Genomic DNA, 24,797 nt, shown 5'->3' on the forward strand with positions numbered 1-24,797 from the left:
GCGAGGATCGCCGGGCCCTATCTCGCGGACGCCGCCGACTGGCCCCGATTGATCCGGCCCCTCATGCCGGGTCGTCGCGGCAGACGCTTCCCCGCTGTAGCGACCGCGAATCCTGCTTGCGCCGGCCGGGCACCTGGACGAGGCTGCCCTTCCCCAGGGGAGCTTTTGCCAATGAGAACCATGACGATGCGGGCCATTGTGGTCGCGATCCTCTGTGCGGTACTGGCTGCATGCACGACGCCGGGGATCGAGCGGCTGAAATCGAACCTGAAGGCCTATCTCGGGCGTCCGGAGGCCGATGTGCTCAGGGACTTCGGACCACCCGAGATCCAATTCCAGCAATCCGGGATGAAGTTCATCGGATACTCCAATCGGCGCATCGGAGGACGCAACATGCTCGGCAAGTTCGAGATTTCGGAAGGGTGGGGCGGAGGAACCCCCAACGACAATTGCCTCGTCAACTTCACCGTGATGAACGGCATCGTGACAGGGCTGTCGGCGTCGGGGCTGGATTGCAGGATGTGACGGATGGCGGCCGCGCCGACGGAGCGGCTTGCTCGCGGGCGACGGCGGCTATTTGCGACGGGGCTACCGTCCGCCCCGTCGCCGCCAGGCAAAGACGGCATAGACCACGACCAGCGACCCGGCGAGGCCGTACCAGGTCAGCGCATATTCCATGTGGCGGTTGGGGAAGGTCAATCGCGTCTCGCCGCCCTCCGGCAACCCGCCGGGACCGCTTTCCGTCGCGTCGACGAAGAACGGCGCCACCCGCGCCAGTCCCTTGGCGGCAGCGATGGCGGCGATGTCGCGGGTGAACCATTCGCCCTTGGCCGGGTTGTCGGCCGGTGTGAAGGCGTTGCGGTCCTCGCTCCAGCGCATCAGCCCCGTAAGGGTGACGGGGCCCTCGATCTGGCCCTCGGCCCGGCTGGCGGGAGCTTCCCGGCCGCGCGGCACGAATCCGCGATTGACCAGCACGATGGAGCCGTCGTCCTGCACCAACGGTGTCAGCACCCAGAATCCGATGCCCTTCGCCGGGCCGCGGGCCTCCGGCAGGTCGGTGAAGACACGCACCTCGTCCTGATGGCGGAAACGGCCGGCCAGCGCGACGCGACGATATTCGACGGAGTCGCGATCGAGCTTCGGCCAGTCGGCCTCGGGCGGCACGGGCTGCGGCGGCTGGGTGGAGCGCTCGGTGGCGGCGCGGATCAGCCCTTCCTTCCAGGCGAGGCGCTGGAGCTGCCAGGTGCCGAGCGCCAGCAGGATGCCGAAGACGAGGACGGCGAAGACGGTCGGCCAGAGCAGCGACCGACTGGGCTGCCGGGCAGCGGTCATCGCTCCGCGCGCCCCTCTGCCGCCTTGTTGGCGTATTGCAGCGCCACCAGCACGCCCTTGATCAGTCGCAGGGCGAGCACGCAGTAGATCAGCGAGAGCGGCACCCAGAGCAGGATATGCACCCAGATCGGCGGCTCGAAGGTGAATTCGAGCCAGAGTGCCGCGGCAAGGATGATGAAGTTGCCGATCAGGATGACGAACATGGTGGCGCCGTCGCCGGGGTCGGCATAGTCGAGGCCGCAGGCTTGGCAGCGCGGCGCGATCTTCACCATCCCATCGAACAGGCGGCCCTGGCCGCAGCGCGGGCAGCGCCCGGCGAGCCCGACCTGGATCGGCGGCTGGGGGGCATAGTGGCGATGATCCGGCATGTGGCGCATCCTCCAAAGCAAAACGGCCGGGTTGCCCCGGCCGTCTCGAATCCATCCGTCGCGGGCCGGACCGGTCCGACCCGCGGCATCCGGGGCCCTAGCCCGCGGAGTGGGCGCCGGCGCCCCACACATAGATGCAGGCGAACAGGAACAGCCAGACCACGTCGACGAAGTGCCAGTACCAGGCGGCGAACTCGAAGCCGAGGTGATGCTGCACGCTGAACTGGTCGAGATAGGCGCGGTAGAGGCAGACCGCCAGGAAGATCGTGCCGACGATGACGTGGAAGCCGTGGAAGCCGGTCGCCATGAAGAAGGTCGCGCCGTAGATATGGTTCGAGAACTCGAACGGCGCGTGGGCATACTCATAGGCCTGGACCGTGGTGAACAGCAGGCCGAGCAGGATCGTGCACCACAGGCCCTGCTTCACGCCCTCCTTGTCGCCGCTGATCAGGGCGTGATGCGCCCAGGTGACCGTCGTGCCCGAGGTCAGCAGGATCAGGGTGTTGAGCAGGGGCAGGTGCCAGGGGTCGAGCGTCTCGATGCCCTTCGGCGGCCAGACGCCGCCGGTCAGGGCCGTGCGGGCGACTTCGTGCACCTCGCCGGGGAACAGCGCCACGTCGAAATAGGCCCAGAACCAGGCGACGAAGAACATCACCTCCGAGGCGATGAACATCATCATGCCGTAGCGATGATGCATCTGCACCACCGGCGTATGGTCGCCGTGCTGGGCCTCGGTGACGACGTTCCACCACCACATCAGCATGGTGTAGAGGATGCCGATGAGGCCGATGCCGAACACCAGCGGACCCCACGAGATCTTGTGCATCCAGAGGATGGCGCCGAGGGCGAAGAAGAACGCCGACATCGAGCCGACGAAGGGCCACGGGCTCGGATTGACGAGGTGGTAGTCGTGGTGCTTGGCGTGCGCCATGGCTCTCTCCAGCAGGCAGTTCCCCGGACCTAGGTCCGAGGTTTATCGGGTTTGGGCGTGGCGCCCGCAACCGGCGTTGCAGAGCGCTTCGCCGGGAAGAAGGTGTAGGACAGGGTGATGGTCTTGACGTCGTCGAGCGCCTTCTGCTCGACGATCGCCGGATCGACGAAGAACACCACCGGCAATTCCATCGTCTCGCCCGGCTTCAACACCTGCTCGCTGAAGCAGAAGCAGGAGATCTTGGAGAAGAAGGCGCCCGTCTCCATCGGCGTGACGTTGTAGGAGGCGATGCCGCGCATCTCCTCCCGGCTGAAATTGCTGACGCGGTAATAGACCGTCTTCACTTCGCCGGCCTTGACCGTGACGGTGCGGGCTTCCGGCTCGAACTTCCAGGGCAGGGCGCCGTTCAAATTGGAATCGAAGCGGACTTCGAAGGTGCGGTCGAGCACCTTGCCCGGCGCGGCCACGGCCTGGCGCGTCGTTCCGGCATAGCCGGTGACCTTGCAGAAGATGTCGTAGAGCGGCACGGCGGCATAGGCTGCGCCGACCATGGCGCCGACGAAGACGGCGCAGCACACGGCCACGCGTGCGTGGCGCGCACCCATGGGGGAGCTCTTCGGTTCCGCCATGCTCAGAACCCCTGCATCGCCACGCCCGGGCCCTTGATGAAGCTGACGGCGTAGAAGAGCACCACCAGGGCCGCAAGTGCCAGCGCCATGGCGATGTTGCGCTGGCGGCGGCGACGGATCTGCTCCGGCGTCAGGGTCACGGCATCCAGTTGCAGCTTGCTCATGATCATGCTCCCAGGCCGGAGACGCGGATGAGGGCTTCCACCAGCAGCGACGCGAACAGCGCGAAGAGATAGAGGATGGAGAAGCCGAACATGCGCTTGGCCGGCCGGTCGTCCTGGGGCCGCAGCCGGATGGCGAAGGCGAGCCACAGCATGCCGATGCCGCCGGCAAGAGCGACGAGGCCGTAGAGCGCATGGCCGAAGCCCATGTACCACGGCAGCAGGCCGACCGGCGCCAGCACGAGGGTGTAGAGCAGGATCTGCCGGCGGGTCTCGGCGGCGCCCGAGACCACGGGCAGCATCGGCACGCCGGCGCGCTCGTAGTCGCCCGACTTGAACAGGGCCAGGGCCCAGAAATGCGGCGGCGTCCAGATGAAGATGATGGCGAACAGCACCAGGCTTTCGAGCGAGACGGAGCCGGTCACCGCCGCCCAGGCCACCACCGGCGGCAGCGCGCCGGCGGCACCGCCGATGACGATGTTCTGCGGCGTCCAGCGCTTCAGCCACATGGTGTAGACGACGACGTAGAACAGGATGGTGAAGGCGAGCAGCGCGGCCGCGACCGGGTTCGCCACAAGGCCGAGCACCAAGACCGAGCCGACGGAGAGCACGATGCCGAAGGCGAGCGCCTCGCCCGGCGTGACCCGGCCGGCCGGGATCGGCCGGCGCCGGGTGCGCGTCATGATCGCGTCGATATCGGCATCGTACCACATGTTGAGCGCGCCCGAGGCGCCGGCGCCGACGGCGATGGCGAGCAGCGAGCAGAAGCCGATCAGCGGATGGATCGCGCCCGGCGCCATCATCATCCCGGTGAGCGCGGTGAACACCACCAGCGACATGACGCGCGGCTTGAGCAGGGCGATGTAGTCGCCGACCGACGCGTTGCTGACGCCGGTGACGGCAGCCTGTTGGTCCGCGTCGATCTGCAAGCCGATATCGGTCACGTCTGAAGCCTCAATTCTCTCCCGGCGGGATGTCCAAGCCCGCCCATCGGAGCGGGCTTGGAGATCGCGCAGAAATCCCGAAGGTCCGGCGGAGCGGCCGGGGACCGGCCGCTCCGCATGTCGTGTCAGTGTCCGCCGTCGACGATGCGCGGCAGCGTCGAGAACTGGTGGAACGGCGGCGGGGAGGACAGCGTCCACTCCAGCGTCGTCGCGCCTTCGCCCCACGGATTGTCGGCCGCGCGCTCCTTGCGGACGAAAATGGCGTAGAAGTTGATCGCCAGGAACCAGAACACGCCGATCGCGAAGATGTAGGAGCCGATCGAGGAGACGAAGTTCCAGCCCGCATAGGCGTCGGGGTAGTCGACATAGCGGCGCGGCATGCCGGCCAGACCGAGGAAGTGCTGCGGGAAGAACAGCACGTTGGCGCCGACGAAGGCGATCCAGAAGTGCACGTGGCCCATCCAGTCGGGGATGACATAGCCCGAGAACTTCGGGAACCAGTAGTACCAGGCGGCGAAGATGGCGAAGACGGCGCCCAGCGACAGCACGTAGTGGAAGTGCGCCACCACGTAGTAGGTGTCCTGCAGCGACCGGTCGATACCGGCATTGGCCAGCACGACGCCGGTGACGCCGCCGACCGTGAACAGGAAGATGAAGCCCACCGCCCAGACCATCGGCGCCTTGAAATCGATCGAGCCGCCCCACATCGTGGCGATCCACGAGAAGATCTTCACGCCCGTCGGCACCGCGATCACCATGGTGGCGAACACGAAGTAGGCCTGGGTGTCGACGTCGAGGCCGACCGTGTACATGTGGTGAGCCCACACGACGAAGCCGACCAGGCCGATGGCGACCATGGCATAGGCCATGCCGAGGTAGCCGAAGATCGGCTTGCGCGAGAAGGTCGAGACGATGTGGCTGATCATGCCGAAGCCGGGCAGGATCAGGATGTACACTTCCGGATGGCCGAAGAACCAGAACAGGTGCTGGTAGAGGATCGGGTCACCGCCGCCCTGCGGGGCGAAGAAGGAGGTGTCGAAGTTGCGGTCGGTCAGCAGCATGGTGATGGCGCCCGCCAGGACCGGCAGCGACAGCAGCAGCAGGAAGGCCGTGACCAGCACCGCCCAGGCGAACAGCGGCATCTTGTGCAGCGTCATGCCCGGGGCGCGCATGTTGAAGATCGTGGTGATGAAGTTGATGGCGCCGAGGATCGAGGAAGCGCCGGCCAGGTGCAGCGACAGGATGACGAAGTCCATCGCCATGCCGGGCGTGCCGACCTTGGAGGACATCGGCGCATAGGCCGTCCAGCCGCCGCCGAAGCCGTAGTCGCCCTCGCCGGGACCGCCCGGCACGAACATCGAGATGATCAGCAGGGCGAAGGAGGGGATCAGCAGCCAGAACGAGATGTTGTTCATGCGCGGGAACGCCATGTCCGGCGCGCCGATCATCAGCGGCACGAACCAGTTGCCGAACCCGCCGATCATCGCCGGCATCACCATGAAGAAGATCATGATCACGCCGTGGCCGGTGACGAACACGTTGAAGGTGTAGGGATTGGTGAAGATCTGCATGCCGGGCGACTGGAGCTCCATTCGCATGCAGATGGACAGGAAACCACCGATCAGGCCCGCGCAGAGCGCGAAGATCAGATACATCGTGCCGATGTCTTTGTGGTTCGTCGAATAGACGTAGCGACGCCAGCCGGTCGGGTGGTCGTGATCGTCGTCGTGTGCGGTTGCTGCGGCAGTGGCCATGATGCGTCCTCGAAGCCGTCAGTTGGCGATAGCGGCCGCCGCGGAGGCGACCTTGTTCGGGGTTTGGCCGTTCATTTCGGCCTTCTTGGTCGAGACCCACTTGGCGAACTCGTCATCGCTGACGATACGGATCGCGATCGGCATGAAGGCGTGTTCGGTGCCGCACAGTTCGGAGCACTGGCCGTAAAACATGCCTTCGCGCGTCGCCTTGAACCAAGTCTCGTTCAGGCGTCCGGGGATGGCGTCGATCTTGATGCCGAAGGAGGGCACGGCGAAGGAGTGGATGACGTCGGCGCCGGTGACCTGCACGCGGACCACCTTGTTCACCGGCAGCACCACCTCGTTGTCGACGGTCAGCAGGCGGGGCTGGCCGGGCTTGAGGTCGGCTTCCTTGACCATCTTGGACAGGATCTCAATGCCGCCATGATCGGGATATTCATAGTCCCAGTTCCACTGGTAGCCGGTGGCCTTGATGGTGATGTCCGCCGGCGGAATGGTCTGCTGGAAATAGAGGAGGCGGAAGGACGGGACGGCGATGAAGACCAGGATCAGGATCGGCACCACGGTCCAGGCGATTTCGATCCCGGTGTGATGGGTCACCTTGGAGGGGATCGGGTTGGCCTTGCGGTTGAAGCGCAGGATGACGTACGCCAGCAGCGCCAGGACGAAGAGCACGATCGCCACGATGATCCAGAACACCATCGCGTGGAAGGATTCGATGTTCTCCATCACCGGAGTCGCCGGCAGCTGGAATCCGTGCTGCCACGGCACAGGCTGGCCGAGCCCCGCGGGTTGCTCCTCCGCCCGGGCCGCGCTCGCCAGCGCGCCCAGCGTCACCGCTGCGACCGCCATGCGGTCCACCCACTTCTTTGCGCAGAAAGCCATTCGCCTTCTCTCCGAATTCCCGCCGGCCACGCTCGTGCCGCGCGGCCTCTACTTATGTTGACCGCGCAGGGCGGACGACGGTGCTGATTTCACGGTTTGGAATGTGTGTAAAGCTCAGAAGCTCCCAAAAACCACAAACCTCGCCTCATCGCAATGGCAGGGGGAGAGCGGTCTGTGCGGCAATTGGGCGCGAAACCGGCGAGGGTCCTCCGGGGCGAGTTTTTGCGGCATCGAGGCGCAAGCTTGACACGGATGACGCCTCTGTTACGGGTCGGCCTTCAGTCATTTCGCGGGTGTTCGCGCGCCCGATTCGGCGAGGGTCGATCGTGTCTCGAAAATCGTTGACCGGAGCGGTGCGCCGGTTGGCCGTGCTCAGCGGTCTCATCCTGGCCGCCTCGGGTGGCTCCGCCCTGGCGCAAAGCACGCCGAAGGCCACCTATGGCGACTGGCAGGTGCGCTGCGACACGCCGCCGGGCGCCCAGAAGGAGCAGTGCGCCCTGGTGCAGAGCGTCACCGCCGAGGACCGGCCCAACGTGGCGCTCACCGTGCTGGTGCTGAAGACGGCGGACCAGAAGAGCCGCATCCTGCGGGTGCTGGCGCCGCTGGGTGTGCTTCTGCCCTCCGGCCTCGGCCTCAAGATCGACGCGACCGATGTCGGCCGCGCCGGCTTCGTGCGCTGCCTGCCCAATGGCTGCGTCGCCGAGGTCATGCTCGACGACACCCTGATCGGCCAGCTGCGCACCGGCAAGAACGCCACCTTCATCATCTTCCAGACGCCGGAGGAGGGCATCGGCATCCCGCTGACCCTGAACGGCTTCGGCGAGGGCTTCGACAAGCTGCCCTGAGGGCCCGCCGCTCCCCTTGGTCTCGGTGGACGCGAGAGCGGCGGGCGGCCGGACGATTGCGGTTGCGTGTCCGGCCTTGCGGTCAGGAGAGGACGTTGCATGTCCCCGGCGGCACGGCGCCTCCGAGCCGTCACGAACGGGGGACGACGGTGATGTCGTAGGTGACGTCTCCGGCAAAGGTCTGGTGCGACGGGCTGTACCAGGTCGCATGCAGCGTCATCTGGTCGTGGCCGGGCCGGTCGCCGCGATAGGCGACGACGTAGTCGTGGACATGGACGATCCCGGCACGCGGCGGCTGGACCACCGTGAACTGGATGTGTCCGCCGAGATTGGCCCATCTGTTCCTGCAGAAGGAATGCGCGGCCGCCGGTCCGGTCAGCGACTGGGGGACCTGCCACCGCACGGTGACGCTGCATCCGTCGCAAATGCGAGCGCGGCTGGCGGCGCATTTTTCGGATGCCGCGGCCGACGTGGCCGCGGCCGCGACGAGCAGGAACGCGGCCAGGCCGCTGGATTTGAGAGACATTGCGGGAATTCTCCGGGCGTGAGCGTATGAACGGCAGAGAATGCGCTGAAGTCTGCAGCGCCAGCCCAGCATCCCGATGCGGAACATTCCACGACTTTCGGAACCTGACAAGGGACGGAAGCCGCAGCGTTCTCAACTATATCAAGTCGCGGCAAGCGTGGAGCGGGAGGAACTGGCCGGAGACGGGTGCTTGAAACGCGGCGGCAGGGAGGGCTGCTTTCGCGGCATAGGACGAGGGCGCAAGGTCAGGTCGAACAATGCCGGCGGGACAGGCGCGAGGCATTCGGCGCTCATGTCGCCTTCGCCCGCGCGATGATCGCTTCCAGCGCCAGCCCGGCGGGCAGGGCGCCGTAGCAGCCGCGCATGCCGCCGCCGATCCGGGCGGCGACGAAGGCCTCGGCGATCGGGCCGGGCGCATGGCGCAGCAGGAGGGAGGCCTGAAGGGCCAGCGCCATGTCCTCGACCAGGCGCCGGGCTATCGGCTCGGCGCCGGCGAGATCCGCGAGCGCGGCCTCGAGGCCGTCGAGGAAGCGGTCGAAGGCCGGCAGCGCGCCCCGGCCCGCGCCCGCCTCGGCCCGCCATGAAGCCAGGGCGCCTCTCTCCCGGCCGAGGGCGCGCAGCACGTCGAGGGCGTTGACGTTGCCGGATCCTTCCCAGATGGCGTTGACCGGGGCCTCGCGATAGAGCCGCGCCATCGGCGCCTCCTCGACATAGCCGTTGCCGCCCAGGCACTCCAACGCCTCGTAGGCATGGTTGGGCAGGCGCTTGGTCACCCAGAACTTGGCCAGGGCGGAGGCGATGCGGGCGAAGGCGCGCTCCTCCTCGCTCGCGCCGTCGAAGGCGCGGGCGACCCGCATCACCAGCGCCAGCGCCGCCTCCGCCTCCAGCACCAGGTCGGCGAGCACGGCCTGCATCGCCGGCTGGTCGATCAGCAGGCGGCCGAAGGCCCGGCGATGGGCGGCGTGATGCACCGCCTGTACCGCGCCCTGGCGCATCATGCCGGCGCAGACCACGGCGGCGTCGAGGCGGGTGTGGCGCACCATTTCCATGATGGCGGCGATGCCGCGGCCCTCCTCGCCGATCCGCGTGGCCGTGGCGCCGCCATATTCGATCTCGGCGGAGGCGTTGGAGCGGTTGCCGAGCTTGTCCTTCAGCCGCTGCAGCAGGATGGCGTTGCGCGTGCCGTCGGCCCGCCAGCGCGGCACCAGGAAGCAGGTCAGGCCGCCCTCGGCCTGGGCCAGGGTCAGGAACGCGTCCGACATCGGCGCCGAGCAGAACCATTTGTGGCCCGTGAGCGCATAGTTCTCGCCCTCGAGCCAGACGGCGCGGGTGGTGTTGGCCCGCACGTCGGAGCCGCCCTGCTTTTCCGTCATCGCCATGCCGATGGTCGCCGAGCCCTTGGCTGCGAGCGGCAGGGGCCGTCCGTCATAGCCGTGGGCGAGGATCGCCGGCAGGTATTCCGCGGCGAGGCCCGGCGCCTGGCGCAGCGCCGGCACCGCGGCATAGGTCATGGTGATGGGGCAGCACACGCCGGCCTCGACCTGCGTCAGCATGTATTCGAGCGCGGCATGGGCGACGTGTGCGCCCGGCCGGCCGGCGGTCCAGGGCAGGGCGTGGATGCCGGCGCCGAGGCCGAGGGCCATCAGCGCGTGGTAGGCGGGATGGAACTCCACCTCGTCGATGCGCTGGCCGTAGCGGTCGAAGGCGCGCAACTGCGGCGGGAAGCGGTTGGCGGCTTCGCCCAGGCCGATCGTCTCCGCCGCGCCGACGAGGGCGCCGAAGGACCGGGCCGCGCCCTCGGCCCAGCCGGCGCCTTCCCGGCGCAGGGCTTCGCCAAGCGCCGGATCCGTGTCGAAGAGGTTGTAGTCGGCGAGCGGCGGCGGCTGGTTCGCCACGGCGTGGGTCGCAAGCGCGGCGGTCGGAGCGAGAGCGGTCATGGCGGGCTCGCGGGGTTCGAGGCGCGATCGAGTATGGCACGGCCGCGGCGATGTTGCGGTGGCGCGCCACGGCGGGGCACATTATATCGCGACACACCCCTGCCGGCCGGCATTCGGTCCGCGGCGTGTCGAACCGCCCTCCGTCGCACGGGATCCCCATGCATCACGCCAGCACCAGCTTCCTGCCGAGCCTTCTCCTGTTCCTCGGCGCGGCCGTGCTGGCCGTGCCGGTGTTCAAGCGGGTCGGGCTCGGGGCGATCCTGGGCTATCTCGTCGCCGGCGTCGCCATCGGGCCCTCGGGCTTCGGCCTGTTCACGGACACCGGCACGATCCTGCAGATCGCCGAGCTCGGCGTGGTGCTGCTCCTGTTCGTGATCGGCTTGGAGCTGCAGATGAGCCGGCTGCTCGCCATGCGCCGCGACATCTTCGGGCTCGGCGCGCTGCAGCTGGCGCTCTGCGCGCTCGGCCTGGGCGCCATCGCCGTGCTGTTCGGCCTGTCCGTGCTCGGCGCCGCGATCGCCGGCATCGCCCTGGCGCTGTCGGCCACGGCGATCGCGCTGCAGGTGCTGAACGAGCGCGGCGAGCTGCAGGCATCCTATGGCCAGCGCAGCTTCGCGGTCCTGCTGTTCCAGGACATCTCGATCGTGCCGATCCTGGCGCTGGTGCCGCTGTTCGCCATGGACGCTGGCCATGGCGAATCCTCCGGCTCCGGCCTGGCCAATGCCGGCATCATGGTCGGCGCCATCGCCGTCGTGGTGCTGGCCGGGCGCTACCTGCTCAACCCGATGTTCCGCATCCTCGCCAACACCGGCGCGCGCGAGGTGATGACGGCGGCCGCGCTGCTCCTCGTGCTCGGTACGGCGCTGCTGATGCAGTTCGCCGGCATGTCCATGGCGCTCGGGGCCTTCCTCGCCGGCGTGCTGCTGGCCGAGTCCAATTTCCGCCATGAGCTGGAGGCCGATATCGAGCCGTTCCGCGGCCTGCTGCTCGGCCTGTTCTTCATGGGCGTGGGCATGGCCATCGACGGCACGCTGGTGCTGGCGCATTGGCCGCTGCTGCTGGCCCTGGCGGTGTGCATCGTTCCGGTCAAGTCGGCGCTCGTCGCCCTGCTGTTCCGCGCCACGGGGTCGCCGTGGCGCGACGCGGTGCGGGCGGGCATCGTGCTGTCGCCGGCCGGCGAGTTCGCCTTCGTGCTGATCCCGCTCGGCCAGGCTTCCGGCTTTCTCGGGGCCGAGCAGGCCGGTCTGCTCTCGGCCCTGGCGGCGATGACCATGCTGATCGGGCCGGTGGTCATGACCGTCTCGGAGCAGGTGCTGAAACGCTTCGGTCCGCCCGCTCCCTCGCGGGACGAGGATTTTTCTGATGCCCACGGCAAGGTGTTGATGATCGGCTTCGGCCGCTTCGGCCAGGTGGCGGCGCAGGTCATGCGCGCCCAGGCCGTCGACGTCACCATCATCGACAACGATGTGGAGATGATCGACGTGGCCGCGCGGTTCGGCAGCAAGGTCTATTTCGGCGATGGCACGAGGCTCGACGTGCTGCGCGCCGCCGGCGCCGGCGAGGCCCGCGTCATCTGCGTCATGGTCGACGACCGTGCCGCGGCGGTGCGCATCGTCGAATTGGCCAAGGCGGAATTCCCGCTGGCGCAGGTCTATGCCCGTGCCTTCGACCGCCAGCACGCGCTGGCGCTGCTCGAGGCCGGCGTCGACTACTTCATGCGCGAGACCTACGAGAGCGCCATGGCCTTCGGGCGGCAGCTGCTGCAGGCTATCGATGTCCCGGACGACGAGGCCGAGGAGGTGATCGCCGACGTCCGCGAGCGCGATGCCGCGCGCCTCGCCGCCCAGATGCAGGGCGGCATCTATGCCGGCATGGATCTGGTCAATTCCCGCCGGGTGGTGCGGCCCGAGCCGCTGGAGGGGCCGGGCCAGATCGGCGTCACCCTCAACGCCGACGCCATCCGCGCCGTCGAGGCGGCCCGCGAAGAGGAAGAGACGGGCTAGGTGCAGGAGAGATTGCACTCGGCGCGGGACGGCGGGCGCGGCAAGTTCGTCGAGGGCTCGACCATGCGCCACGTCGTCACGATGACGGCGGCGGCGTCCGTCGGCCTGATCGCCGTCTTCGCCGTCGACCTGCTGAGCCTGTTCTACATCGCCTGGCTCGGCGACACCGCGCTGACGGCGGCCATCGGCTATGCCTCGACCATCCTGTTCGTCAACACCTCGATCTGCATCGGCCTGATGATCGCCACCGGCGCGCTGTGCTCGCGCGCCCTGGGCGCGGGCGACCGGCTGCAGGCCCGGCGCATGGCCGCCTCCACCATCGTCTGGATGTTCGCCGTCGCCCTGGTGGTGACGGCGGTGACGATGCCGTTGATCCGGCCGATGCTGGCAGCGCTCGGCGCATCGGGGCGCACGCTCGATGTCGCCACGGTCTACCTGCTGATCGCCACGCCGACCATGCCGGTGATGGGGCTCGGGATGGCCTACTCCGGCGTGCTGCGGGCGGTCGGCGATGCCCGGCGCGCCATGTATGTCACGCTGTCCGGCGCGTTCGTCGCTGCAGTGCTCGACCCGCCGGTGATCCTGCTGCTCGGCTGGGGCGTGCCCGGGGCGGCGGTCGTGCTGGCCGTCTCGCGCCTCGTCGTCGCAGCGGTCGGCTATTGGGGAGCGGTGCGCCGGCATGCCCTGGTGGCGCGGCCTTCGCTCGCCGCCGCCCTGGCCGACGCGCTGCCGATCGCCCGCATTGCCGGGCCATCCGTCCTGGCCAATCTCGCCACGCCGGTTGCGGCCGGCTACATGACGGCCGTGCTCTCGCCGTTCGGCGATGCCGCCATCGCCGCCAATGCGGTGATGGGCCGGCTGGTGCCGGTGTGCTTCGGAGCCGTCTTCGCCCTGTCGGGGGCGGTCGGTCCGATCCTCGGCCAGAATCTCGGAGCCTGGCGCCTCGACCGGGTGCGCCGCGCGCTGGGCGATTCCTTCCTGCTCGTCGCCGTCTACGTCGTCGCTGTCTGGGCTCTGCTCGCTCTGGCTCGCCACGGCGTGGTGGCCATGTTCGGCATCACCGATCCGGCTGCGGCGGCCCTGGTCGAGTTTTTCTGCCTGGTGGTGGCCGGCTCCTGGATCTTCCACGGCCTCCTGTTCGTGGCCAATGCCGCGTTCAACAATCTCGGCTTCCCGCTCTTGGCGACGGCTTTCAACTGGGGCAAGGCCACGCTCGGCACCGTCCCGTTCGCCATGGTCGGCGCCGCCTGGTACGGGGCGGAGGGGGCGCTGGCGGGGCAGGGGATCGGTGCGGTCCTGTTCGGCGTCGCCGGAGCCTGGGCGGCCTATGGCGCGGTCGGCCGGCTCGCAGTTCCCGATTGAGGCGACGCTTCTTCCGGCATAGCCTGTGCCGAAGCAGCTTCTCGCGGCTCTCGCCACGATTGATTTTGTATTTTCAATGCAAAATCAATGCTGCTCGCACTTATAAGTGTAAGCAGGTTCGAGAGAGCCTGCTTAGGACGATGATGCGCGGGAGGGCGCTATGACCAATCTGTTCGACATCATGCAGAACGCCCAGGGCGGCCAGGCGATGGAGAACCTCGCCCGGCAGTTCAACCTGTCCCAGCAGCAGACGCAGGCCGCGGTGGAAGCGCTGCTGCCCGCCTTCTCCATGGGCCTGAAGCGCCAGGTGGGCGATCCGGCCACGGCGCCGAACCTGTTCAGCATGATGGGGGGCGCCAATCTCGACGCTTTCGCCAACCCCATGGCCGCCTTCGGCGCGCCGGCCATGAACCAGGGCAACGAGATCCTCGGCAATCTGTTCGGCTCCAAGGATATGAGCCGGGCGGTGGCGGACCAGGCGGCGGCGCTCAGCGGCGTCGGTCCGGCGGTGCTCAAGGCGATGATGCCGGTGATCGCCGCGATGCTGATGGGCGGCCTGCAGAAGACCGCATCGGCGCAGCCCGGCCTGCAGGACATCTTCAGCCAGATGATGGGCGGCATGTTCGGCGGCGGCCAGGCCGCGCCGGCGCCGACGCCGCAGGTCCAGCCCAATCCGAACGGCGGGGGGCTGCTCGGCGCCATCCTCGGCTCGCTGCTGCAGCAGGGCGTGCAGCAGGCCCAGCCTGCGCCGTCTCCGCAGCAGCCGCAGGCGACGCCCGCCGCCGATGCGCCTCCCGGCGCCGATATTTTCGGCCAGATGCTCGACTCCGGCCGGCAGATCCAGCAGGCGCATCTGGATTCGCTGGAGTCGATCTTCAGCGCCTTCCTCGGCAAGAAGACGGGCTGAGAGCCGGCGCCGGCCGGTCGGATCGGGCTCCATCACGAAAAAAGCCCGCTTCGATCGAAGCGGGCCTGAAGTTTGCGGGGCCAGAGAGACCCCCGGGTTTCCGTCGCAGGGGAGCGTCGGAAGGAAAGGCGGGATGCCGGGAGGAGGCATCCCGCGAACGGTCAAATCACAGGCATCGCTCGGTGGAGCGAGCGCAGGGGCGGCCGGACTCGGCGACCAGGCCGTAAAGGTTGTCGCGGGCGGCCGCACGCGCCGCAGCGCGGCGCTCGACCGACCAGATCAGCAGCCGAGCCGAAGGATCGCGCCAGAGCGGCTCGGCCAGCGCGCCCTGGACGTCCATCGGGGTCAGCCCGAGGTCGCGCAGCATCGCCGGATCGGCCTCGAGCAGGCTTGCGACCTGGCGGCGGTTCCTGACGGCCGTGACGACCTGGAGAAGCGTGCGGGTCACGCCGCGCGCCATCGCCGACACCGCGGCGGCGACGCCGGATGAGGAACGGGACGAGGACGTGATCGCGGACATGACACTCTCCATTGGGCCGGGATGCGCCGGCTAGGGTTGATCGCTCAAGGCAACTCATCACCTTTTCTGAACGATCGGAGCATCGCAGACGGGTATTGATCAATCAAACGAATGTTTCTAATGTTGAGCATCAGCGTCGCTTATCGGTGCCGGAGCTTGAGGTTCGCCGGGTTTCGGGCCGGGCGGAGCCGGCGGGCGGCACGGCGGGACGCCACGAAGGGAGCTCCATATGGCCGTGCTTCTCGACATCGATCAGCTGCGCACCTTCATCGCCATCGCCGAGACCGGCAGCTTCACCAAGGCGGCGGAGGCGGTCTACAAGACCCAGTCGGCCGTCTCCATGCAGATGAAGCGGCTGGAGGAGCGCATCGGCAAGGCCATCTTCGAGCGTGATGGCCGCGCCTCCAAGCTGACCGAGGACGGCGAGCGGCTGCTCGACTACGCCCGGCGCATCGTCAAGCTCAACATGGATGCGGTGAACGCCTTCTCCGAGACCGAACTCACCGGCCGCGTCCGCCTCGGCGTGCCGGACGACTATGCCGACCGCTATCTGCCGGAGATCATGGCGCGCTTCTCCCAGTCCAATCCCCGGGTCGAGGTGACCATTGTCTGCGAGCCGACGCCGATGCTGGTCGACCGCATCCTGGCCTCGGACCTCGACCTGGCCATCATCACCCATGTCGAACACAAGGGGCCGGCCGAGTTCATCCGGCACGAGCGCCTGCTCTGGGTGACCTCCAGCCGCCACGCCGTGCACGAGGAGACGCCGATCCCGCTCGCCCTCGGCCGCGTCAACTGCAACTGGCGCCAGGCGGCGATCGAGCGGCTCGAGACGATGGGCCGGGCCTATCGCGTGCTCTATTCGAGCTGGAACTCCACCGCCGTCGGCGCCGCCGTGCTGGCCGGCCTGGCCGTGTCGGTGCTCCCCGAAAGCGCCATCCGCCCGGGCATGCGCGTGCTCGGTCCCTCCGACGGCTTCCCGCCGCTGCCCTCCTGCAAGATCGGCCTGATGCGCAACTGGCGCGAGCGCACTTCGCTGGCCGATGCCCTGGCGGACCTGATCATCCAGAGCCTGGACAATCTGGCCGGCCAGTCGGAAGCGGCGGAGTGACGATCATGAAGGACTGGATCCTGCCGCTCGACCATTTCCGGGAGAATCTCGGGCTCGACGGCAAGCGCTTCTTCGTCGGCATGACGCACGGCTCGATGAAGGTGGAACTCTACAAGCCGGTCGGCCGCGATCCGCAGCAACCGCATGAGCAGGACGAGCTCTACTTCGTCGTGGCCGGCACGGGCACCTTCTTCAAGGCCGGCGAACGGCGGCCCTTCGGCCCGGGCGACGTCATCTTCGTCGAAGCCCATGTCGAGCATCGCTTCGAGGATTTCTCCGAGGATTTCACGACCTGGGTGGTGTTCTGGGGGCCGAAGGGCGGCGAAGGCTGAACCCCCGATCGAGCGCCCATCCGCTCCGGAGCCGGCCCGATCCCCGGCGCCGGGGACGTCGTCGTCGGCTCTCTTGATAAATCCAGTAACTGGATTTAGCGTCGTGTAGCGGCACCGACCGCGCACGACAACAAGACATCCGAGGGGACGTGGCATGAAACAGGGTCTGAAGGGCCGGAAGGCCGTGCTGTCGGCCGGGCTGGGAGCTCTGCTCCTGGCGGGCGTCTCGGCATCGGCCGAAGCGGCCACGGTGTCGCTTTTCTGCAGCTCGTCCGGCTCCGAATACGAGATGTGCAAGGCGGGGGCCGAGGCCTGGGCCAAGCAGTCCGGCAACGAGGTCAAGATCAACAAGATGCCGGCCGCCTGGGACGAGGCGCTGCCGCTCTATCAGCAGCTTCTCGCGGCCCAGTCGAAGGACGCGGACGTGCTGCTGCTCGACGTGGTGTGGATCGGCCTCCTGCAGAAGAATCTGCTCGACCTCAACGCCGAATTGCCGAAGGAGGAGATCGCCGGTCATTTCCCGGCCACGGTCGCGGCCGGCACGGTCGGCGAGCGGCTGGTCGGGCTGCCCTGGTACATCGACACCGGGCTGATGTTCTACCGCAAGGATCTGCTGGCCAAGTACGGCAAGCCGGCGCCCAGGACCTGGGCGGAGATGACCGAGACCGCCAAGGCGGTCCAGGACGGCGAGCGTGCTGCCGGCAACAAGGACATGTGGGGCTTCGTCTGGCAGGGGAAGGCCTATGAGGGCCTGACCTGCGATGCGATCGAATGGGTCGCCTCCCATGGCGGCGGCTCGATCATCGACGACAAGGGCGCCGTCACCGTCGACAATCCCAAGGCTGCGGCCGCGCTCGCCCAGGCCCGTGACTGGGTCGGCGCGATCAGCCCGCCGGGCGTGCTCAGCTATGACGAGGAAGGGTCGCGCAGCGTCTTCGAAACCGGCAACGCCGTGTTCCTGCGCAACTGGGCCTATGTCTGGGGCACGTCGCAGGCGGACGGGGCGCCGCTGGTCGGCAAGGTCGGCGTCATGGCCCTGCCGGTCGGCGCACCCGGCGAGAAGTCGAGCGGCTGCATGGGCACTGCCCATCTCGGCATCTCCAAATACACCCAGAGCAAGGAGGCGGCGGTCAGCCTGCTGCGCTACCTCGCGGGTGCGCAGGAGCAGAAGCGCCGCGCCATTGCCGGGGCCTACAATCCGACGATCCCGGCTCTCTACACCGACGCCGACGTGCTGAAGGCACTGCCGTTCCTCACGGATGCGGAAACCGCCTTCGCCGACAGCACCGTGCGCCCGTCGGCGATCACCGGCTCGAGCTACAACCGGGTGTCGCAGGCCTTCTTTAAGGCGGTGCATGGGGTGCTCAACGGCGACGAGCAGGCGGAGCCGGCGCTGAAGGCCCTCTCCGGGGATCTCGCCCGGATCAAGGCCAGCGGCAAGTGGTGACCGGGGCCCGCCCCGTGCCCGCATCGCAAGGAAAGACCATGCTCATCGGCAATGCGCCCTGTTCCTGGGGCGTGTTTTACCCCACCGGCAACGCGCTCTCGGGGGAGGCCTATCTCGACGCGGTCGCGCGGGCCGGCTACCGCGCGACCGAGCTCGGGCCGCTCGGCTTCCTGCCGACCGACGTCGCCGCCCTGGAGGACGCGCTCGCCCGCCGCGGCCTCGTCCTGGCCGGCGCAGCCCATGTGCACGTGCTGGCCGAGCCCGGATCCTGGCCGGTGCTGCAGCAGGCGCTCGATGCGCTCGGGCCGATCCTCGCCGGCCTCGGCGCGCCGCACCTGGCGCTGATGGACGAGAGCGAATGGTACCCGGCCGCTGCGCCCGGCGTCGTCGATGCCGGCGGCTGGCGCACCATGATCGAGCATGTCCGTCGTGCCGACGCGCATCTGCGCGACCGGTACGGCGTGGCGCTGACCGTCCATCCCCATGTCGGCACATGCGTCGAGCGGGAGGCGCAGATCGACCGCCTCCTGTCGGAGACCCAGGTGAAGCTGTGCTTCGACACCGGGCATCACGCCTTCTGGGACCAGGACGTGCTCGCCTATCTCGGCAAGGTCTGGGACCGGGTCGGCTACATCCACCTGAAGAATGTCGACCCTGCCGTCCGGGCCCGCGTCCTCGCCGGGGAGCTCGGGCCGAACGAATCCTTTGCGGCCGGGGTGATGGCGCCGCTGCCGGACGGCGCGGTCGACATTGCCGCCGTGGTGCGGCTGATGCGCGGGCGCGGCTATGACGGCCCCTGCGTCGTCGAGCAGGATCCGAGCGCCGACCCGGCGGCCGAGGCGCCGGAGGCGCTGGCGCGGCGCAACCGCCTGTTCCTGGAAACCCTTCTCGCCGGCCCGGAGGCCCTCGCATGACCACCGCTCCCGTCCGTGTCTTCGATGACCCCGAGGCGCTCGGCGCGGCCCTGGCCCGGCGCCTGCTCGCCGGCATCGCGGCGGCGCGGACCGAGGGGCGGCGCTATTTGCTGGGCTGTCCGGGCGGGCGCACCCCCCGCCCGGTGTACCAGGCCATGGCCGCGGCGCTGGCGGCGACGCCGCAGGATATCAGCCACGTCGTCATCGTCATGATGGACGACTATCTCGTCCACCGCGGCGGCTGGCTCGATCATGTCGACGCCGACGCGCATTTCAGCTGCCGGCGGTTCGGACGCGAGGAGATCCTCGCCGTCCTCAATGCCGGGCTGCCGCAGGCCTGGCGCATCCCGGCCGCGCAGCTCTGGTTTCCCGATCCGGCCGATCCCGGCGCCTATGACGGCCGTATCGAGGCGGCGGGCGGTATCGACGTGTTCATCCTGGCCTCGGGCGCCAGCGACGGCCATGTCGCCTTCAACCCTGCGGGGACCGAAGCCGGGACCCGTTCGCGCATCGTGCCTCTCGCCGAGGAGACCCGGCGCGACAACCTGAAGACCTTTCCCGACTTCGCCGGGCTGGACGAGGTGCCGGGCTTCGGCGTCACCGTCGGCGTCGGCACCATCGCGGCGCAGTCGAAGGCTGCGGTGCTGCTGGTCTGGGGCGAGGGCAAGCGGCTCGCCTTCCAGCGCATCACCGCGGCGCGGGGCTATGACCCGCAATGGCCGGCGAGCGTGGTGAATCTCTGCCGCAACCCCGAAATCCTGGCCGACCGCGCCGCGGCCGGCGGCGGGCCGCGCTGATGCGGACCGCGCTCGGCGTCGATGTCGGCGGCACCAAGATCGCGGCGGCGCTGGTCGAGCTTGCCGGCGGCGGCATCCTGCATCGCTGCGACCTGCCGACGCCGCGCGGGACCGGAGCGCCGGCCATCATCGAGGCCATCCGCCGGGCGGCGGCGACCGTGCGCGAGCGCGGGCGCGGCGAGGGGCTGGAGCCGGAGGGCCTCGGCCTCGGCCTGCCCGAACTGGTGCGGCTCGACGGCTCGATCGCCAGCACCTGGCTGGCCGACTGGAGCGGGCACGATCCGCGACGCGAGCTGGCGGATTTCGGGGCCGTGGCGGTCGACAGCGACGTGCGGCTCGCGGCGCTGGCCGAGCAGCGCTTCGGCCATGGCCGCGACCTGCCGAGCTTCGTGTTCGTCTCGGTCGGCAGCGGCCTCAGCTATGCCCTGTGCGCAGACGGCCGCATCCATCGCGGCGCCAACGGCTTTGCCATCCATTTCGCCTCCATGGACCTCGTGGCGGTGACGCCGGGCGGCCGGACGGACTTCACCCTGGAGGAGTTCGCCTCCGGCCTCGGCCTGTCGCGCACCTACGCCGCGCGCACCGGCCGCACCGCTAGCGCCCGCGACATCGTCGAGGGCAGGGCCGGCGCCGAAGGAGCGCTGCTGCTCGACCAGGCGACGACCGCCCTGGCCAGCTATGTCGGCCAGATGGTCAATATGCTCGACCCGCACGGCATCGTCGTCGGCGGCGGCCTGGGAACCGCGGCCGGCTTCTTCGAGGGCCTGCGCGCCGCGACGCCGCCCTTCATCTGGGCCGAGAGCTGCCGCGGCCTGCCGCTGCTGGCGAGCGCGCTCGGCACGGCCGCCGGCGTGGTCGGCGCGGCGGCGCTGCATGCCGGGCGGTCGGACATCGGCGATCGCGCCGGGCATCACGGGACGGAGTGAGACATGGCCTCGGTCAGCCTGACAGCCGTGTGCAAGAGTTTCGGCCATGTCGGCGTGATCCGCGACGTCGACCTCGCCATCGCCGACGGCGAGTTCGTGGTCTTCGTCGGCCCGTCCGGCTGCGGCAAGTCCACGCTGCTGCGCCTCGTCGCCGGCCTGGTGCCGGTGACTTCCGGCGAGATCCGCATCGGCGGCGAGGAGATGACGGAGGTGCCGGCCTCCGAGCGCGGCATCGCCATCGTGTTCCAGTCCTACGCGCTCTATCCGCACATGAACGTGGCGCGCAACATCGGCTTCGCGCTGGAGACGGCGGGCCTGGGCCGGGCGGCGATCCGCGAGAAGGTCGAGCGCGTCGCCGCCATGCTCAGGATCGGCCACCTGCTCGAGCGCAAGCCGCGCGAGCTCTCCGGCGGCCAGCGCCAGCGCGTCGCCATCGGCCGGGCGCTGGTGCGCCAGCCCGACGTGTTCCTGTTCGACGAGCCGCTTTCCAACCTCGACACCGACCTGCGCGCCGAGATGCGGGTCGAGATCGCCCGGCTGCATGACGAGCTCGGGACCACGATGATCTACGTCACCCACGACCAGGTCGAGGCCATGACCCTGGCCGACCGGATCGTGGTGCTGAACGAGGGCCGCATCGAGCAGGTCGGCTCGCCGAAGGACCTGTACCTGAAGCCGGTCAACCGGTTCGTCGCCGGCTTCATCGGCTCGCCGCGGATGAACTTCGCCCCGGTCGCCGCCGCGGCGGCCGCTCCGGGCTGGCGCCTGACCGGTCCCGCCTCGCTCGACGTGACCGTCGGTGCCGCGGCGGCCGCGCCGGCCTCGATCGGCATCCGGCCCGAGGCGCTGGCGATCGCCGATGCCGGCGAGCCGGGGCTGATGACCGGCGAGGTGACGCGCATCGAGGATCTCGGGCACGAATGTCTCGCCCATGTCCGGATTGCCGAGGACATCGTCTGGACGGCGCGTCTGGCAGGGGCGCAGCCGCGCCTGGAGCGCGCCGGCCGGGTGGGCCTCGCCTGGCGGCCGGACGCCCTCTTCCTGTTCGATCGGGCCGGGCGCCGGATCGAGCGGGAGGCACGCCCGTGAAGAGGCGGCTCGCCGTGCGCGAGAGGCGGGCCGCCTGGCTCTTCCTGGCGCCGGCGCTCGCCGCGCTCGTCCTGGTCGCGCTTTGGCCGCTGGCGCGCACGCTGTTCTTCTCCGTCACCGACGCCCAGCTCGACGATCCGACGCTCTACGGCTTCGTCGGCCTGGAGAACTTCGTCGCCATTGCCGGGGACCGGCAATGGTGGCGGGCGGTCGGCAACACCCTCGTCTTCACCGTGGTGTCGGTGGCGGTCGAGACGGTGCTCGGCCTCGGCGTCGCGCTGCTGCTCAACGAGGCTTTGCCGGGGCGCGGCGTGCTGCGGGCTGCGATCCTGATCCCCTGGTCGATTCCGGTCGTGGTCTCGGCCAAGATCTGGGAATGGATGCTGCATGACCAGTTCGGCGTCATCAACAAGCTGCTGGTCGGCGTCGGCCTCCTCGACAAGGGCCTGGCCTGGACCGCCGATCCGTCGCTGGCGATGGGCGTCATCATCTTCGTCGACGTCTGGATCACCACCCCGTTCATGGTGCTGCTGATCCTGGCCGGCCTGCAGACCATCCCCTCGGAGATGATGGAGGCGGCCTATGTCGACGGCGTGCCCTGGTGGAAGCGCTTCTGGTCGCTGACGCTGCCGATGCTGCGGCCGGCGATCGGCGTCGCCGTGCTGTTCCGGGCCCTCGACGCCATGCGCATGTTCGACCTCAGTTACGTCCTTGCCGGCAATGGCGAGCGGACGATGACGGTGTCGATCTATGCGCGCAACCAGCTGATCTCCTTCCAGGCGCTGGGAGCCGGCTCGGCCGCGTCCACCTTCGTCTTCTTCGTCATCGGCCTTGTCGCGATCCTGATCATCGGCGCGGTGCGGCTGGACCGGGCCACCACGAGGTGAAGCGATGAGCCATGCCGCGCCGAGACCCGTCCGCCGTCGCCGTTCGCCGGGCTTCCATCGCTGGCGCCGGCGGGCGAAGGCGGCCGGCATGGCGGCGGCAAGCCTGCTCGTGCTCGCCTACACGCTGTTTCCCTACTACTGGGCCTTCGTCTCCTCCTTCCGGTCGGGCACGGCGCTGTTCAGCCCGAGCCTCGTCCCGAGCTTCGACCTCGTCCACTACAAGGCGCTGCTGGCCGACCCGGTCTTCGTCGGCAGCATCGTGAACTCCCTGATCGTCGCCGGCTCGACCACGGCGATCTCGCTGGCGCTGGCGGTGATGGCCGCCTATGCGCTGGGGCGCCTGAGCTTCGCCGGCCGCGGCGCGGTGCTGATGGCGATCCTGATGGTGTCGATCTTCCCGCAGATCGCGGTGATGTCCGGCATGTTCGAGCTGGTGGGCTGGCTCGGGCTCTACAACCGCATCGGCTCCCTGGTCCTGGCCTATCTCATCTTCACCGTGCCGTTCACGGTCTGGGTGCTGACCAGCTTCATGCGCGAATTCCCGCGCGAGCTGGAGGAGGCGGCGATCATGGACGGCTGTTCGCACTGGCGCATCCTGACGCGGGTGCTGCTGCCGCTGATGGGGCCGGCGCTGGCCAGCACCGGTCTGCTCGCCTTCATCCTGGCGTGGAACGAGTTCCTGTTCGCGCTGACCTTCATCCTCACCGACGAGAACCGCACCGTGCCGGTGGCGATCGGCCTGATCTCGGGCAACAGCCGCTACGAATATCCGTTCGGCCCGATCATGGCCGCCTCGATCATCGTGACGCTGCCGCTGATCGGCCTCGTCCTGGTGTTCCAGCGCCGGATCGTCACCGGCCTGACCGCCGGCGCGATCAAGGGGTGAGCCGGTCCGGATCGGCGGGTGCGTAGAGGTCCGGGAGCCTGCCGCGAATGGTCCAGGTCGCGGCGGGGTCGGGATCGAGCGCAGCCAGGAGCGGCGTGGTCGCGGCGCCGAGGGCGATGACGTCGGCATCGACCAGGCCGGTCTGCAGGCGCGGAATGCGGCGGTCGCGGCGCAGGGCAATGGTGTGGTACAGCGGCTGGGCCTGCGCCACCAGGCGCTCCAGCATCCGGGCCGGCAGGCTGGAGCCGATCAGGATGGTTTCGGGGTCGAGCGTGTTCTCCAGCGTGGCGACCAGCCAGCGCAGTTCCTCCGCCGCCTCGGCGATCCAGGCCTGCGCGCCCGTGGGATCGCGCTCGATCAGCCCGGGCAGGCGGAGGTCGAGATCCCTGGCGGCTTCTTCGCCCGGCGCGATGCGCGCCAGCAGCCCTTCGATCGACAGGATCGCTTCCAGATAGACCGCCTCGCCGCCGCGCCGCACCAGGATGCGGCCGACCTCGCCGGCATTGGCCGAGCCGCCGCGGTAAATCGCGCCGCTCTGCACCAGGCCGCCACCGAGGCCGTGGCCGAGGAAGAGGTAGCAGAAATGTTGCAGGCCGGCGCCGCGGCCGAAGGTCAGCTCGCCGAGGGCACCGGCATTGGCGTCGTTCTCGACGATGACCGGCAGGCCGGTGTCGTCGGCGAGCCGGCGGTCGAGCCCGGTGCCATGCACCGAGCTCCAGAACGCGCCTTCGAGCACGGGCGTGTCGAGCTCATCCTCGCCGCGCAGCCGGGGCGAGGCGATGCCGATGCCCCATACGCGCCGGCGATCGACGCCGGCGGCGGCGATGAGGCCGTCGACCATCCGGCACAGCGCCCGCGGTCCGCCATCCGCCGTCAGATCGGCCAGGGGCTCGCGGATCTCGGCGCGCTCGGCATAGGCGAAGTCGATCAGCGCGGCGCGCACGAAGGTGCGGTCGAGATGCAGGCCGATGCCGAAGCCGCAATCGGCGGCGATGCGGTAATTGGTCGGCGGCTGGCCTTTGCCGCCATACACCTTGCCGGCGGGGACGACGAGCCCGCAGTCCCACAGATCCTGGATGATGTTGGAGACGGCCTGCGGGCTCAACTGGACCAGGCGCGCGATCTCGGCGCGGCTGAGCGAAGGATCTCGCCGCAGCAGGCCGAGGACCGTCTGCCGGTTGAGCCTCTTGGTGAAGCCGTGGTTCTTGCCGAGGCCGGGATCCTTCACGATTGCATAAATCCAGTGTGTTGATTTAAAGAATCTGTCGAGGCACTATCGGTCCGATGGGCCGCGTCTTCCAGCC

The 24,797-nt window shown here is 68.9% G+C and carries 26 protein-coding genes; 14 read left to right on the top strand and 12 right to left on the bottom strand.

Annotation, left to right across the window (positions count from 1 at the left end; genetic code table 11):
• The first annotated feature begins 171 nt into the window (after positions 1-171).
• Positions 172-525, top strand: coding sequence for a hypothetical protein (locus tag AC27L4_RS02915; RefSeq protein WP_487140450.1), 354 nt, complete (start codon positions 172-174; stop codon positions 523-525).
• 63 nt (positions 526-588) lie between these two features.
• Here the strand turns inward: AC27L4_RS02915 and AC27L4_RS02920 are convergent, their stop codons facing one another.
• The 8 genes from AC27L4_RS02920 to coxB all read right to left on the bottom strand — a co-directional run bounded on the left by AC27L4_RS02920 (position 589) and on the right by coxB (position 7,004).
• Entirely contained in the window at positions 589-1,332 is a 744-nt protein-coding gene (locus AC27L4_RS02920) for an SURF1 family protein (RefSeq protein WP_487140451.1), read from the bottom strand.
• A complete protein-coding gene (locus AC27L4_RS02925) occupies positions 1,329-1,700 on the bottom strand; it encodes a DUF983 domain-containing protein (RefSeq protein ID WP_487140452.1) in 372 nt (123 codons plus the stop codon). The genes AC27L4_RS02920 and AC27L4_RS02925 overlap by 4 nt, the downstream gene beginning before the upstream one ends.
• Positions 1,701-1,797: 97 nt before the next feature.
• The gene (locus AC27L4_RS02930) at positions 1,798-2,631 is read right to left on the bottom strand and encodes a cytochrome c oxidase subunit 3 (RefSeq protein WP_487140453.1); all 834 of its coding nucleotides are present in this window, start codon (positions 2,629-2,631) and stop codon (positions 1,798-1,800) included.
• Positions 2,632-2,660: 29 nt separating this feature from the next.
• On the bottom strand, positions 2,661-3,260 hold the full coding sequence (locus AC27L4_RS02935; protein WP_487140454.1) for a cytochrome c oxidase assembly protein: 600 nt from the start codon (positions 3,258-3,260) through the stop codon (positions 2,661-2,663).
• A 2-nt stretch (positions 3,261-3,262) separates the two neighbouring features.
• Positions 3,263-3,424 carry a CoxF protein gene (locus tag AC27L4_RS02940; protein ID WP_487140455.1) on the bottom strand — a complete coding sequence of 54 codons (162 nt, stop codon included), beginning with the start codon at positions 3,422-3,424 and terminating at the stop codon, positions 3,263-3,265.
• Positions 3,425-3,426: 2 nt separating this feature from the next.
• The gene (locus AC27L4_RS02945; RefSeq protein WP_487140955.1) at positions 3,427-4,356 is read right to left on the bottom strand and encodes a heme o synthase; all 930 of its coding nucleotides are present in this window, start codon (positions 4,354-4,356) and stop codon (positions 3,427-3,429) included.
• Between the two features lie 134 nt (positions 4,357-4,490).
• Positions 4,491-6,119, bottom strand: coding sequence for a cytochrome c oxidase subunit I (ctaD, locus tag AC27L4_RS02950; RefSeq protein ID WP_487140456.1), 1,629 nt, complete (start codon positions 6,117-6,119; stop codon positions 4,491-4,493).
• Positions 6,120-6,137: 18 nt separating this feature from the next.
• The gene (gene coxB, locus AC27L4_RS02955; RefSeq protein ID WP_487140457.1) at positions 6,138-7,004 is read right to left on the bottom strand and encodes a cytochrome c oxidase subunit II; all 867 of its coding nucleotides are present in this window, start codon (positions 7,002-7,004) and stop codon (positions 6,138-6,140) included.
• A 383-nt stretch (positions 7,005-7,387) separates the two neighbouring features.
• On the opposite strand from coxB, the gene AC27L4_RS02960 reads away from it, so the two are divergent.
• Positions 7,388-7,849 carry an invasion associated locus B family protein gene (locus AC27L4_RS02960; RefSeq protein ID WP_487140957.1) on the top strand — a complete coding sequence of 154 codons (462 nt, stop codon included), beginning with the start codon at positions 7,388-7,390 and terminating at the stop codon, positions 7,847-7,849.
• A 130-nt stretch (positions 7,850-7,979) separates the two neighbouring features.
• Here the strand turns inward: AC27L4_RS02960 and AC27L4_RS02965 are convergent, their stop codons facing one another.
• Positions 7,980-8,252, bottom strand: a complete 273-nt coding sequence (locus tag AC27L4_RS02965) for a hypothetical protein (RefSeq protein WP_487140458.1) — start codon at positions 8,250-8,252, stop codon at positions 7,980-7,982.
• A gap of 413 nt (positions 8,253-8,665) precedes the next feature.
• Positions 8,666-10,312, bottom strand: a complete 1,647-nt coding sequence (locus tag AC27L4_RS02970; RefSeq protein WP_487140459.1) for an acyl-CoA dehydrogenase family protein — start codon at positions 10,310-10,312, stop codon at positions 8,666-8,668.
• A gap of 158 nt (positions 10,313-10,470) precedes the next feature.
• On the opposite strand from AC27L4_RS02970, the gene AC27L4_RS02975 reads away from it, so the two are divergent.
• The 3 genes from AC27L4_RS02975 to AC27L4_RS02985 all read left to right on the top strand — a co-directional run bounded on the left by AC27L4_RS02975 (position 10,471) and on the right by AC27L4_RS02985 (position 14,584).
• Entirely contained in the window at positions 10,471-12,315 is a 1,845-nt protein-coding gene (locus tag AC27L4_RS02975) for a monovalent cation:proton antiporter-2 (CPA2) family protein (protein WP_487140460.1), read from the top strand.
• Positions 12,316-13,677, top strand: coding sequence for an MATE family efflux transporter (locus AC27L4_RS02980; RefSeq protein ID WP_487140461.1), 1,362 nt, complete (start codon positions 12,316-12,318; stop codon positions 13,675-13,677).
• Between the two features lie 160 nt (positions 13,678-13,837).
• On the top strand, positions 13,838-14,584 hold the full coding sequence (locus AC27L4_RS02985) for a DUF937 domain-containing protein (protein WP_487140462.1): 747 nt from the start codon (positions 13,838-13,840) through the stop codon (positions 14,582-14,584).
• A 166-nt stretch (positions 14,585-14,750) separates the two neighbouring features.
• Here AC27L4_RS02985 and AC27L4_RS02990 read toward each other — a convergent pair whose 3' ends face one another.
• Positions 14,751-15,104, bottom strand: coding sequence for a DUF1127 domain-containing protein (locus tag AC27L4_RS02990; protein ID WP_487140463.1), 354 nt, complete (start codon positions 15,102-15,104; stop codon positions 14,751-14,753).
• A gap of 229 nt (positions 15,105-15,333) precedes the next feature.
• Here AC27L4_RS02990 and AC27L4_RS02995 point away from each other — a divergent pair, with 229 nt between their 5' ends.
• The 9 genes from AC27L4_RS02995 to AC27L4_RS03035 all read left to right on the top strand — a co-directional run bounded on the left by AC27L4_RS02995 (position 15,334) and on the right by AC27L4_RS03035 (position 23,493).
• Positions 15,334-16,215, top strand: a complete 882-nt coding sequence (locus AC27L4_RS02995; protein ID WP_487140464.1) for a LysR substrate-binding domain-containing protein — start codon at positions 15,334-15,336, stop codon at positions 16,213-16,215.
• A 5-nt stretch (positions 16,216-16,220) separates the two neighbouring features.
• Positions 16,221-16,547: a cupin domain-containing protein gene (locus AC27L4_RS03000; RefSeq protein ID WP_487140465.1), complete on the top strand. Its 327-nt coding sequence runs from the start codon at positions 16,221-16,223 to the stop codon at positions 16,545-16,547.
• Positions 16,548-16,701: 154 nt separating this feature from the next.
• Entirely contained in the window at positions 16,702-17,994 is a 1,293-nt protein-coding gene (locus AC27L4_RS03005; RefSeq protein ID WP_487140466.1) for an ABC transporter substrate-binding protein, read from the top strand.
• 38 nt (positions 17,995-18,032) lie between these two features.
• Complete coding sequence (locus AC27L4_RS03010) at positions 18,033-18,908, top strand: sugar phosphate isomerase/epimerase family protein (protein ID WP_487140467.1); 876 nt, start codon at positions 18,033-18,035, stop codon at positions 18,906-18,908.
• Complete coding sequence (locus tag AC27L4_RS03015; protein WP_487140468.1) at positions 18,905-19,705, top strand: 6-phosphogluconolactonase; 801 nt, start codon at positions 18,905-18,907, stop codon at positions 19,703-19,705. The genes AC27L4_RS03010 and AC27L4_RS03015 overlap by 4 nt, the downstream gene beginning before the upstream one ends.
• Positions 19,705-20,631 carry an ROK family protein gene (locus AC27L4_RS03020; protein ID WP_487140469.1) on the top strand — a complete coding sequence of 309 codons (927 nt, stop codon included), beginning with the start codon at positions 19,705-19,707 and terminating at the stop codon, positions 20,629-20,631. The genes AC27L4_RS03015 and AC27L4_RS03020 overlap by 1 nt, the downstream gene beginning before the upstream one ends.
• A 3-nt stretch (positions 20,632-20,634) precedes the next feature.
• Positions 20,635-21,720: an ABC transporter ATP-binding protein gene (locus AC27L4_RS03025; RefSeq protein ID WP_487140470.1), complete on the top strand. Its 1,086-nt coding sequence runs from the start codon at positions 20,635-20,637 to the stop codon at positions 21,718-21,720.
• The gene (locus AC27L4_RS03030; protein WP_487140471.1) at positions 21,717-22,607 is read left to right on the top strand and encodes a carbohydrate ABC transporter permease; all 891 of its coding nucleotides are present in this window, start codon (positions 21,717-21,719) and stop codon (positions 22,605-22,607) included. The genes AC27L4_RS03025 and AC27L4_RS03030 overlap by 4 nt, the downstream gene beginning before the upstream one ends.
• An 88-nt stretch (positions 22,608-22,695) precedes the next feature.
• Positions 22,696-23,493: a carbohydrate ABC transporter permease gene (locus AC27L4_RS03035; RefSeq protein ID WP_487140472.1), complete on the top strand. Its 798-nt coding sequence runs from the start codon at positions 22,696-22,698 to the stop codon at positions 23,491-23,493.
• On the opposite strand, the gene AC27L4_RS03040 is transcribed toward AC27L4_RS03035, so the two are convergent.
• Positions 23,483-24,721, bottom strand: a complete 1,239-nt coding sequence (locus tag AC27L4_RS03040; protein WP_487140473.1) for an ROK family transcriptional regulator — start codon at positions 24,719-24,721, stop codon at positions 23,483-23,485. The genes AC27L4_RS03035 and AC27L4_RS03040 overlap by 11 nt on opposite strands.
• Positions 24,722-24,797: the final 76 nt, after the last annotated feature.

Source organism: Labrys sp. Lb11 (assembly GCF_057554225.1).

What these genes read in the sequence shown, in the direction of transcription:
- AC27L4_RS02930 (WP_487140453.1), bottom strand. Translation starts at nt 2,631, where the DNA reads ATGGCGCACGCCAAGCACCACGACTACCACCTCGTCAATCCGAGCCCG.
- AC27L4_RS03010 (WP_487140467.1), top strand. Translation starts at nt 18,033, where the DNA reads ATGCTCATCGGCAATGCGCCCTGTTCCTGGGGCGTGTTTTACCCCACC.
- AC27L4_RS03015 (WP_487140468.1), top strand. Translation starts at nt 18,905, where the DNA reads ATGACCACCGCTCCCGTCCGTGTCTTCGATGACCCCGAGGCGCTCGGC.
- AC27L4_RS03035 (WP_487140472.1), top strand. Translation starts at nt 22,696, where the DNA reads ATGGCGGCGGCAAGCCTGCTCGTGCTCGCCTACACGCTGTTTCCCTAC.
- AC27L4_RS03020 (WP_487140469.1), top strand. Translation starts at nt 19,705, where the DNA reads ATGCGGACCGCGCTCGGCGTCGATGTCGGCGGCACCAAGATCGCGGCG.
- AC27L4_RS02985 (WP_487140462.1), top strand. Translation starts at nt 13,838, where the DNA reads ATGACCAATCTGTTCGACATCATGCAGAACGCCCAGGGCGGCCAGGCG.
- coxB (WP_487140457.1), bottom strand. Translation starts at nt 7,004, where the DNA reads ATGGCTTTCTGCGCAAAGAAGTGGGTGGACCGCATGGCGGTCGCAGCG.
- AC27L4_RS02975 (WP_487140460.1), top strand. Translation starts at nt 10,471, where the DNA reads ATGCATCACGCCAGCACCAGCTTCCTGCCGAGCCTTCTCCTGTTCCTC.
- AC27L4_RS02935 (WP_487140454.1), bottom strand. Translation starts at nt 3,260, where the DNA reads ATGGCGGAACCGAAGAGCTCCCCCATGGGTGCGCGCCACGCACGCGTG.
- AC27L4_RS02970 (WP_487140459.1), bottom strand. Translation starts at nt 10,312, where the DNA reads ATGACCGCTCTCGCTCCGACCGCCGCGCTTGCGACCCACGCCGTGGCG.
- AC27L4_RS02915 (WP_487140450.1), top strand. Translation starts at nt 172, where the DNA reads ATGAGAACCATGACGATGCGGGCCATTGTGGTCGCGATCCTCTGTGCG.
- AC27L4_RS02990 (WP_487140463.1), bottom strand. Translation starts at nt 15,104, where the DNA reads ATGTCCGCGATCACGTCCTCGTCCCGTTCCTCATCCGGCGTCGCCGCC.
- AC27L4_RS03005 (WP_487140466.1), top strand. Translation starts at nt 16,702, where the DNA reads ATGAAACAGGGTCTGAAGGGCCGGAAGGCCGTGCTGTCGGCCGGGCTG.
- AC27L4_RS03025 (WP_487140470.1), top strand. Translation starts at nt 20,635, where the DNA reads ATGGCCTCGGTCAGCCTGACAGCCGTGTGCAAGAGTTTCGGCCATGTC.
- ctaD (WP_487140456.1), bottom strand. Translation starts at nt 6,119, where the DNA reads ATGGCCACTGCCGCAGCAACCGCACACGACGACGATCACGACCACCCG.
- AC27L4_RS02925 (WP_487140452.1), bottom strand. Translation starts at nt 1,700, where the DNA reads ATGCCGGATCATCGCCACTATGCCCCCCAGCCGCCGATCCAGGTCGGG.
- AC27L4_RS03000 (WP_487140465.1), top strand. Translation starts at nt 16,221, where the DNA reads ATGAAGGACTGGATCCTGCCGCTCGACCATTTCCGGGAGAATCTCGGG.
- AC27L4_RS02995 (WP_487140464.1), top strand. Translation starts at nt 15,334, where the DNA reads ATGGCCGTGCTTCTCGACATCGATCAGCTGCGCACCTTCATCGCCATC.
- AC27L4_RS02940 (WP_487140455.1), bottom strand. Translation starts at nt 3,424, where the DNA reads ATGAGCAAGCTGCAACTGGATGCCGTGACCCTGACGCCGGAGCAGATC.
- AC27L4_RS02920 (WP_487140451.1), bottom strand. Translation starts at nt 1,332, where the DNA reads ATGACCGCTGCCCGGCAGCCCAGTCGGTCGCTGCTCTGGCCGACCGTC.